At 68.6% G+C, this 9,239-nt stretch carries 9 protein-coding genes and 1 pseudogene; 9 read left to right on the plus strand and 1 reads right to left on the minus strand.

The genetic code is table 11. The features are described from left to right. The 8 genes from ABD287_RS17805 to ABD287_RS17840 all read left to right on the plus strand — a co-directional run. Positions 1 to 385, plus strand: a 385-nt coding sequence (locus tag ABD287_RS17805; RefSeq protein ID WP_344174587.1) for a glycosyltransferase, incomplete at its 5' end; no start/stop codon positions are given. Between the two features lie 196 nt (positions 386 to 581). Continuing rightward, positions 582 to 1,748: an inositol-3-phosphate synthase gene (locus ABD287_RS17810; protein ID WP_344174590.1), complete on the plus strand. Its 1,167-nt coding sequence runs from the start codon at positions 582 to 584 to the stop codon at positions 1,746 to 1,748. After that, on the plus strand, positions 1,748 to 2,641 hold the full coding sequence (locus tag ABD287_RS17815) for an SCO3242 family prenyltransferase (RefSeq protein ID WP_344174592.1): 894 nt from the start codon (positions 1,748 to 1,750) through the stop codon (positions 2,639 to 2,641). The genes ABD287_RS17810 and ABD287_RS17815 overlap by 1 nt, the downstream gene beginning before the upstream one ends. A gap of 116 nt (positions 2,642 to 2,757) precedes the next feature. Next, the gene (locus ABD287_RS17820; protein ID WP_344174595.1) at positions 2,758 to 3,546 is read left to right on the plus strand and encodes a sugar phosphate isomerase/epimerase family protein; all 789 of its coding nucleotides are present in this window, start codon (positions 2,758 to 2,760) and stop codon (positions 3,544 to 3,546) included. Beyond that, complete coding sequence (locus tag ABD287_RS17825) at positions 3,543 to 4,199, plus strand: EboA domain-containing protein (protein ID WP_344174597.1); 657 nt, start codon at positions 3,543 to 3,545, stop codon at positions 4,197 to 4,199. The genes ABD287_RS17820 and ABD287_RS17825 overlap by 4 nt, the downstream gene beginning before the upstream one ends. Then, entirely contained in the window at positions 4,199 to 5,050 is an 852-nt protein-coding gene (locus tag ABD287_RS17830; RefSeq protein WP_344174599.1) for a TatD family hydrolase, read from the plus strand. Before ABD287_RS17825 ends, ABD287_RS17830 begins: the two co-directional genes overlap by 1 nt. Further along, positions 5,050 to 6,207: a metabolite traffic protein EboE gene (gene eboE, locus ABD287_RS17835; RefSeq protein WP_344174601.1), complete on the plus strand. Its 1,158-nt coding sequence runs from the start codon at positions 5,050 to 5,052 to the stop codon at positions 6,205 to 6,207. The genes ABD287_RS17830 and eboE overlap by 1 nt, the downstream gene beginning before the upstream one ends. Then, a complete protein-coding gene (locus ABD287_RS17840; protein WP_344174603.1) occupies positions 6,204 to 7,595 on the plus strand; it encodes an alkaline phosphatase family protein in 1,392 nt (463 codons plus the stop codon). Before eboE ends, ABD287_RS17840 begins: the two co-directional genes overlap by 4 nt. A gap of 145 nt (positions 7,596 to 7,740) precedes the next feature. On the opposite strand, the gene ABD287_RS17845 is transcribed toward ABD287_RS17840, so the two are convergent. Beyond that, the gene (locus ABD287_RS17845) at positions 7,741 to 8,487 is read right to left on the minus strand and encodes a phospholipase A2 (RefSeq protein ID WP_344174606.1); all 747 of its coding nucleotides are present in this window, start codon (positions 8,485 to 8,487) and stop codon (positions 7,741 to 7,743) included. A gap of 426 nt (positions 8,488 to 8,913) precedes the next feature. Here ABD287_RS17845 and ABD287_RS17850 point away from each other — a divergent pair. Then, a pseudogene (locus ABD287_RS17850) lies at positions 8,914 to 9,141 on the plus strand (catalase/peroxidase HPI); the annotation flags it as partial. Positions 9,142 to 9,239: the final 98 nt, after the last annotated feature.

The following is a 9,239-nucleotide window of genomic DNA, read 5'->3' on the forward strand; positions in this document are numbered from 1 at the left end:
CACCGCTCGCACCCTGGGCCGCCGTGCCGTCATCTCCCGCGGCTGGGCCGAACTGAGCCTGCCCGATGACGGAACCGACTGCATCGCCATCGGCGAGGTGAACGAGCGGGCCCTGTTCCCGCGAGTGGCGGCGGTCGTCCACCATGGCGGTTCGGGTACGACTGCGTCCGCGGCACGATGCGGCGTCGCTCAGGTTGTCATCCCACAAATGTACGACCAGTACTACTGGGCACAACGCGTCGAACAACTCGGCATCGGCATCCACCACCACAGCGACACCCCTACCGCCGACTTGGCCCCCCAGCTCCGCCACGACGGCGCCCACATCGCTGCCCAACGCCTCCATGCGTTCCTCGCGGATGGCGTCGCGCTGACTGGCGCATGAGGACGCGCGCGGCCAATTTGTCCTAATGAAGTGGTGAATATAACGGCGTTGACGATGATCGACTCCGTGGCTACGGTCGGATCGCTACGGCCCCCTCCGGCAACGGAGGCCAGGCGCTCGCGTGTGGTCGCGGTCCTGTTGCCGGCGTCGCCGGGGCTGTCTACCCGCTACGGCGGCCGGGGGATAGGGAGCGCTCATGCGTACTGGAATGTGGTTGGTAGGTGCCCGCGGCTCGGTGGCTGTGACGACGGTGACGGGTCTGCTCGCACTGCGCGCGGGACTCGCGCCAACGACCGGCTGCGTCACCGAGCTACCGCCGCTGCGCGGCCCCCACCTCCCCGGGTTCGACGAGCTGTTCGTCGGCGGTCACGACATCATGGACACTCCGCTGTCGAAGCGGGCCGAGACACTCGTTGCTGCTGGCGTGCTGCCGGCCGTCCTGGTAGGGGCGGTGGCGGCGGAGCTGGACGCAGTCGAAGCGGACCTTCGCCCGTTACCCCAGGCCGCCACCCAGGCATCCGCTATCGCCATGATCGTGCGCGACCTGGCCGAGTTTCGAGACCGGCACCGGCTCGACCACATCGTCGTCATTAACGTTGCCAGCACCGAGCCGAGGCCGGGCCCGGAGCTCGCGCAGATGGATCTCGCCACACTGACCGCCGCGCTCGCAGGTCCCGCCGTGCTGCCGCCCAGTAGCGTGATGGCCTACGCCGCATTCGAGGCGGGGTGTGGATTTGTCGACTTCACTCCGTCCGCCGGAGCTCGACTGCCGGCACTTGACGACCTGGCACGGCAGCGGGGCGTGCCCTACACGGGCCATGATGGCAAGACAGGCGAGACGCTGGTCAAGTCGGTGCTGGCACCGATGTTCGCCATGCGGAATCTGCAGATCGGCAGCTGGTCCGGCATCAACCTGCTCGGTGGCGGGGACGGGGCGGTCCTTGCGGAGCCGGGGCCGAAGGCCGCGAAGGTGGCGAGCAAGGATCGGGTGCTTGAATCGGTGCTCGGATACCGCCCCGAGGCCACTACACAGATCAACTACGTCGCGGACCTCGGTGACTTCAAGACAGCCTGGGATCTGATTAGCTTCTCGGGTTTCCTCGGCACCCGCATGCGGATGGAGTTCACCTGGCATGGCTGCGACTCGGCGCTGGCTGCTCCGCTGATCCTGGACCTCGCCCGAATAGTTTCCGCGGCGCAGGAAGCCGGACGTCACGGTCCGCTGCCCGAGCTCGCCTTCTTCTTCAAAGACCCGGTCGGCGATGCTCCCCCCGGTCTCGCTGAGCAGTGGACCTCCCTCATCCACTTCGTGGCGGGTCTGGCTCCGACCGGGGCACCTGACCAGCAGAGTGAGTCGGCGTGATGAGCAGCTTCGCCGACCTCGCCGAGCTCGTCCGGGCACCGGCTGCGCTGTCGGTGCCCGGCGACGTCATCGCCGGCGCCGGTGCCTCCCGGTCGCTCGGACCGGCTACTGGCGGTCTGGCAACCGCGGCTGTCTGCCTCTACTGGGCTGGCATGGCGGCCAACGACTGGGCAGACCGGGTCCGCGACGCCAGCGAACGCCCGGACCGACCGATCCCGTCAGGGCGAGTGCGGCCCGGTACCGCGCTCGGCGTCGCTGCCGGCCTCACCGCCGCGGGCCTAGCTTGTGCGGGCGCAGCTGGCGGCCGGCGTTCCCTCGCCGTCGCCTTGCCATTGGCCGCCGCCGTGTGGGGCTATGACCTGGGCGGCAAGGAGACGCCCGCCGGTCCCGCCCTCATGGCGACCTGCCGAGGACTAGATGTGCTACTCGGTGCCAGCACGCAGAAGGGCGGTCCAGCCCGTGCGTTACCCACCGCCGTCACAGTGGCTCTGCACACCTACGCGCTGACCGTGCTGTCCCGCGCCGAAGTGACTGGTGCAACGCCTCGCCTGCCCGCCGGGACCTTGGCGGGTACCGCGGCTGTCGCGGTCGCTGCAGTCGCCATCCCACGTCGAGCCGCGGCGGGCGAGTCGACTAGCTCCCGTCGCTGGGCCACCGGGGTTGCCGGCCTGCTTGCCGGTGCGTACCTGAGCCAGTTCGGTACCGCCCAGGCACGTGCGGTGCGCGACCCCGGCGCCACGCGCGTACGCGCGGCGGTCAGCTCCGGTATCACGTCGCTGCCATCGCTGCAGGGCGCTCTTGCCGCGCGCGCCGGATTTCCACGCGCTGCGTTGCTCGTTGCCGCATTGGCGCCGTTGGGTCGGCGGCTTGCGCGCTGGATCTCACCGACGTGACGTCCGCTGTGTCGCCCGCACCCGCACCCGAGGCGGAGTCCGTCGGCGGTGCCGGTCCCCGATGGGGATACGGCACGAACGGGTTCAGCAATCATCGACTCGCCGACGCTCTGCGCGTGCTGGCTGATCTCGGGTACCAAGGCGTGGCGCTGACCCTGGATCACTGCCATCTAGACCCGTTCGCCCCGGAGCTGGCCCGACGAACTGCCGCGGTGGCGGACCTCCTTCGTGACCTCAACCTCGCCGTCGTCGTCGAGACGGGGGCTCGGTACCTGCTCGACCCGCGCCACAAACACGCACCCACCCTGCTGGACGACGAGCGACAGCACCGGCTGGACTTCCTCCTGCGGGCCGTGGCAGTCGGCGCCGACCTGGGGGCGGAAGCGGTGTCACTCTGGGCCGGCGTGCGACCGCCGGGACTGGGCGTCCAGCCCGCCTGGCAGCGACTTGTCGACGGATGTGCCCAGGTGACGGCGGCTGCCGAACGCGCCGGTATCCCACTGGGCTTCGAACCCGAGCCGGGGATGCTGGTCGAGGACATCGCCGGCTGGCGAAAGCTGTCCGCCGCGCTGGGCGAGCCACCTGCCTTCGGCCTCACGCTCGACATCGGGCACTGCCAGTGTCTGGAGTCGATGGACCTGCCGCAGTGCGTGGCCGAAGCGGCCCCCTACCTGGTCAACGTACAGATTGATGACATGCGTAGGGGAGTGCACGAACATCTCGAATTCGGCACCGGGGAGATCGACTTTCCGCCGGTGATACACGCGCTCAATGCGGTCGGCTATCGAGGACTTGTGGCTGTCGAATTGCCCCGGCACTCCCACGCCGCTCCATCTGTCGCCGATGCGTCGCTGCAGTTCCTGCGCGCGGCCTGGGCCAACGCCCAACCCGGACGTCACCCATGAGCGCCACGGTGCCGGGACCGGAGCCGCGCTGGGGGATCGCGGAACTACGCGCCGCGCTCCTGGCCCGCGACGGCGGCGACTGGCTGCGCCGGGCCGAAGCGGAGGTGAACAACCACCCGGATGCGGTGGCGCGCCTGTTCGCCGAGGTCCCGCGCCGGCTGGCCCCACATCCCGTCGCCGGCTGGCCTGCGGGCGTCGCCGGCCGCGCGGTCCTGCTCGCAGCACTACTCACCGCGCCGGCCGGAGGCCCGGATCGACTTGTCGACCTCTACCGGTACGCGGACAGCGGTGAGAAACTCGCGATCCTGTGCGCGTTGCCGGAGCTGCCCGACCGCGGCGAGCTGACGGCGGTCGGGCTGCCGCTGCTGCACGACGCGTTGCGCACCAACGACATCCGCCTGGTCGCGGCAGCACTCGGACCGTACGCCCGTCACCTCGGCCCGGAGGCCTGGCGGCAAGGTGTGCTCAAGTGCGTGTTCATGGGCATCCCGCTGGCAGTGGTGGACCGGCTTTCAGAGCGGGCCGACGCGGAGCTCGCGGTGATGCTGCATGGACTCGCCGCCGAACGTCTCGCCGCCGGCCGGGACCTGCCGGCCGACGCCGTCGCGCTGCTGCGCAGTTTGAGTGGACCCACCACGGCCAGGGAGAACTGATGCGAATCTTCGATCCACATATCCACATGACCTCTCGGACCACGGATGACTACATGGCCATGGCGGCTGCTGGGGTACGGGCCGTGGTGGAGCCGGCGTTCTGGGTGGGCCAGCCGCGGACCAATCCCGGCTCATTCGCCGATTACTTCGACTCGTTGGTGGGCTGGGAGCCGCATCGGGCCAGCCAGTTCGGCATCCGCCACCACGCGACAATCGCCCTCAACCCGAAAGAGGCCAACGACGCACGCTGCACTCCGGTCCTCGACCTGGTGCCGCGCTACCTGGCCAAGGAGAGCGTGGTCGCGGTCGGCGAGATCGGGTACGACGCGATGACCACGGAAGAGGACACCGCGTTCGCCGCCCAGCTGGCGATGGCGGTGAGCTTCGCACTGCCGGCGCTGGTGCACACACCCCACAGGGACAAGAAGCGCGGAACCGAGCGCAGCCTCGCCGTGGTCGTCGAATCGGGTATCGACCCCGGCAGAGTGGTCATCGACCACCTCAACGAGCTGACCATAGATATCGTCCTGGAGGCCGGATGCTGGGCTGGCTTCTCCATCTACCCGCAGACGAAGATGTCGCCGGACCGGATGGTGGAGATCCTCAAGCGGTACGGCACCGAGCGCATCCTGGTCAACTCGGCCGCCGACTGGGGGCGGTCCGACCCGTTGCTCACCGTGCGCACCGGTGAGGCGATGCTCGCGGCCGGGTTCACCCCTGACGACGTCGATAAGGTGCTGTGGCGAAACCCGGTCGACTTCTATCAACAGTCCGGCCGGCTCAATCTCGCGCACGTGACGGAGCCGGCGGCGTCGTTCGCCGGAAGCTCGATCGCCCGCGGGGGACAGTGATGCGCCTGCATCACAGCGATGGCACCGCCGTACATCTGGGTTACTGCACCAACGTTCACCCGGCTGAGGACCTCGGCGGAATCGTCGATCAACTGGACACGTACGGGGTCGGGGTTCGTGACCGCCTGGGCGTTGACTCGCTGGGGCTGGGACTGTGGCTGCCCGCGCCGGTCGCGGCGGAGCTCGCCGCGGACCCGGTAGCGCTACGCCGGTTCCGGGCCGAACTCGACGCCCGCGGGCTGGAGGTCGTGACACTCAACGGCTTTCCGTACCAGGCGTTCCAGGCACCCGTCGTCAAGCACGCGGTCTACCATCCGGATTGGACCCGACCGGAACGGCTGCGCTATACGCTCGACCTCGCGCATATCCTGGCGGCGCTCCTTCCGGCAGACGCTGCGCGAGGATCCATTTCGACGTTGCCTTTGGCGTGGCGAGATCCGTGGGACGCTGGTCGGGCCCAACAGTGCGCGCGTGCCCTGGACGACCTGGCCGAGGGCCTGGCGCGCGTGGAACGAAGCACCGGGCGGGCTATCCGGGTGGGGATCGAACCTGAGCCGGGGTGCGTCGTGGAGACCATCGAGCAGGCCGTGACCCAGCTGGCCAGTGTGGATCATGATCGAATCGGTATCTGCCTGGACCTGGCCCACTTGGCGTGTGCCTGGGAGGATCCGACCAGATCGCTCGACGCGCTCGCCCAGGCTGGTCTGTCGGTCGTGAAGGTACAGGTGTCGGCCGCCCTGGCCAGCCGGGATCCGGTTGCTGATGCGCAGCGGCTGCGCGAGTACGTCGAGCCGCGGTTCCTGCATCAGACGCGGGGCAGCGCCGGCTTCGCCGCCGACGACCTCGACCAGGCGCTTGCTGAGCCGAGTCGGGAGGAGTGGCGGGTGCACTACCACGTTCCGCTGCACGCGGATCCGCCGCCGCCGCTGCACAGCACGGTGGATGTCCTGCGGGACGGGCTCCGCGCAGTCCTCGCCGGGCCGTCTGCACGGTGCGACCACCTCGATGTCGAGACGTACACGTGGGAGGTGCTGCCCCCGCAGCGGCGCCCCCGGACATCGAGTGACCTGGTCGACGGCATCGCCGCAGAGCTGGCATTCGCCCGACAGGAAATCCTTGCCCTGGGCCTGACCGACACGGCGGAGGAGCAGCGGTGACGACCCCACTGGTGGTCCTTAACGTAGTGGGCCTCACACCGCGGCTGTTGGAGCACATGCCGCGGCTGGCCGCGGTTGGCATAGGCGGATTTCAGGCAGAGCTGGCCACTGTCCTGCCCGCGGTGACGTGCTCCGTTCAGTCCACCTTCCTCACGGGCGATCTGCCCAGAGACCACGGCATCGTTGCTAATGGCTGGTACTTCCGGGACCTGGGCGAGGTGCTGCTGTGGCGACAACACAACGCTCTCGTCGGCGGTGACAAGCTCTGGGAGGCCGCCCGTCGGCACCGGCCCGACTACACCGTGGCGAACGTCTGTTGGTGGTATGCCATGGGTGCTGACGTCGACTGGACGGTGACGCCCCGGCCGATCTATCGCGCCGACGGCCGTAAGGAACCGGACTGTTACACCCACCCGCCCGCGCTGCGGGACGAGCTGACGGACCGGCTAGGGACATTCCCGCTGTTCTCGTTCTGGGGGCCCGGGGCGGGTATCGCCTCCTCGGCGTGGATCTGTGGGGCAGCAGAGTTGCTGATGGAGAACCACAATCCTGACTTGACCTTGGTCTATGTTCCCCAGCTGGACTACGACCTGCAACGTTACGGTCCGTCCGCTCCGCAGGCGGCGGCCGCGGCCCGCGAACTCGATGCGGTTATCGCGCCGTTGCTGGATGCCGCGACCGCGCGAGGGGCGACGGTGGTGGCGCTCTCCGAGTACGGGATCACCGATGTGCACCGGCCTATCGATATCAACCGCGCACTCCGCGCCGAGGGCCTACTGCGGGTCTACTCCCAGGACGGGATGGAGTACCTGGATCCCTGGACGTCCCGCGCGTTCGCGGTCGTCGATCACCAGGTGGCACACGTCTACGTCCGCGACCCCGACGACGTGACCCGCGTCGCCGCGCTCTGCGCGGAGCTGCCGGGCGTGGAGATGGTGCTGGACGCTGCGGGTAAGGCCGCGCACGGGCTGGACCACCACCGATCCGGCGAGCTGGTCCTCGTTGCGGAACCGGACGCGTGGTTCACCTACTACTACTGGCTCGACGATGCGCACGCCCCAGACTTTGCGCGGATTGTCGAGATCCATCGCAAGCCGGGTTATGACCCCGCCGAGCTGTTGTTCGATCCGGCGAATCCGACCGCCGCGAAGGTACGGGCGGCGAAGGCGCTGCTGCGTAAGAAGCTCGGGATGCGATATCTGATGAGTGTGGTCGGACTTGACGCGGGCGCCCGTGCGGTCCGTGGCTCGCACGGGAGGCTGCCCGCTGACCCAGCGGACGGCCCGGTCCTGTTGTGCAGTGATCCAGCTGCCGCCCGCTCGTCGATTGCCGCCACTGAGGTGAAGGGCCTTCTGCTGGGCCTTGCGGGGCTGCCGGACAAGTCCTGACGCAGCGCCCGGCCGGTGGGTCCGTGCGGCACGGTGGCGGCCTTGACGCCGATGACCGTGCAGCAAGGTACCTGCACAATCGGGCGCCGAGGCCGCCACTCGTCGTTGGTCCCAGGTCGCCGACCGTGCCCGGGATCAGCGCGCGTCAGTTGCCGCTGGTGGCGATTCTGGTGAGATCGTCATCGCCGAACGCCGTCACCGCGCCCCAGTAGGTGCGGGCCGTGCCGTAGCAGGTGTTTCGCGAGGCACCGGCGCCGTAGGCTGCCGCGCAGTTGGTGCGCAGGTCCGCGAGGAGGCCGTCGTCGCATGCCTTCTTGTGGTCGCCGGGGTTTTCGTAGCACATGTCGTGCCGGGCGCAGGGTCCGCGGAAGTCGGCAGCGAACCAGGAGTCCGGCGAGGCGGTGCAGAAGTCGTGCAGGGAGCCCTGCTCGGGGGCGTAGACGTAGTTCGACGGGACCTCCACCTTGGAGGAGGCCGTGGCGACCAGTGGCTGCACGCTGCCTTGGTCGCCGATCGGGTTGTAGACGGCGTTCGTGGTGACCTTGGTGCCGGCACGGGCGTCCACCTCCTGGACCAGCTTGCCGGCGGAGATGCGGTACCAGGTGGACTGGGGACGAAGCGCGAGGGTGTTCGCCCAGGGCTCGTCGACGACGCCGACGGTCCGCCCGGCGGCGTCTGCGACCACGACGTGCCCGGCGATCCGACCGTCGGCGTCGATGTTCAGCGGCTTGAGGTGGCCCCCGGACGGCATGGCGACAGAAACCGGGAAGGTTTGGATCTCGGCCGGCGTGGATCGGGTGGCGGCGTTAGCGCCGGCGGCTGTTCCGCCGAGTGTGAATATGCAGGCCGTTGCGGCCAGGCCCAGTAGTGCGACCCCGTGACGTTTCTGCATGTCTCTCCCTCAGATAAGGCTCGTTGTTGAAGCAGCGTCCCTAATGGTCGGTCGGAACGGAACCTCATTTCGGCACATGGCAATGTCGTTTATCCGACAGACCGATCTGGTCGTGTGCCTGTTGTCGGCTCACCGATGGGCATCGACGGCGCAAACTTTCTCGGAACTGAAATCGGGGACTGTTCCGCACCTTCGACGCGCACCGCGGAGGTTGATGAACCGACCCTGAGCTGCTCACCATGGATCAATATCGCCTGGTCTCGATTCCCACGGGCGGGCCCGGGTGATCAAGAATCCCACGCGCCGGGACAACCTTCCCCCGTCCGGGCGCCCAGTCGGGGACAATGGCCACTGGGTGCACGTGCCGCGCCGGCGGGCCCACTCGACCGCAGACGTTCCAGTTTTCGTAACGCCGGGAGGAAACAGATGAGCGGCACGCAGGACAACGGCCCCGCCAGTGCGCAGGGCGTGGGACAGCAGGCAGCGGCGGGCTGCCCGGTCGCCCCCGACTCCGTGACCGCCCATGGCAGCGAGAGCGAGAACCCGGCGATCGACTCGCCGAAGCCCAAGACCGGCGGCCGTCCGCGTACGAGTCGGGACTGGTGGCCGAACCAGCTCGACCTTTCGGTGTTGCACTCCCGTTCTTCCCAGAGCAGGGGAGTTGCCCCTTGATCGTGGACACCCTGATCATTGGATCGTGTTGATCCATAGGACAGGAGTTCCCGTTGGGGACGTCGAAGTACTCGCCTGAG

This window comes from Pilimelia columellifera subsp. columellifera (assembly GCF_039532605.1).
In the GTDB taxonomy this organism is placed as follows: Bacteria; Actinomycetota; Actinomycetes; order Mycobacteriales; family Micromonosporaceae; genus Pilimelia; species Pilimelia columellifera.

Coding starts and splice junctions, on each gene's coding strand:
- ABD287_RS17810 (WP_344174590.1), top strand. CDS start 582: ATGCGTACTGGAATGTGGTTGGTAGGTGCCCGCGGCTCGGTGGCTGTG.
- ABD287_RS17815 (WP_344174592.1), top strand. CDS start 1,748: ATGAGCAGCTTCGCCGACCTCGCCGAGCTCGTCCGGGCACCGGCTGCG.
- ABD287_RS17825 (WP_344174597.1), top strand. CDS start 3,543: ATGAGCGCCACGGTGCCGGGACCGGAGCCGCGCTGGGGGATCGCGGAA.
- ABD287_RS17830 (WP_344174599.1), top strand. CDS start 4,199: ATGCGAATCTTCGATCCACATATCCACATGACCTCTCGGACCACGGAT.
- eboE (WP_344174601.1), top strand. CDS start 5,050: ATGCGCCTGCATCACAGCGATGGCACCGCCGTACATCTGGGTTACTGC.
- ABD287_RS17845 (WP_344174606.1), bottom strand. CDS start 8,487: ATGCAGAAACGTCACGGGGTCGCACTACTGGGCCTGGCCGCAACGGCC.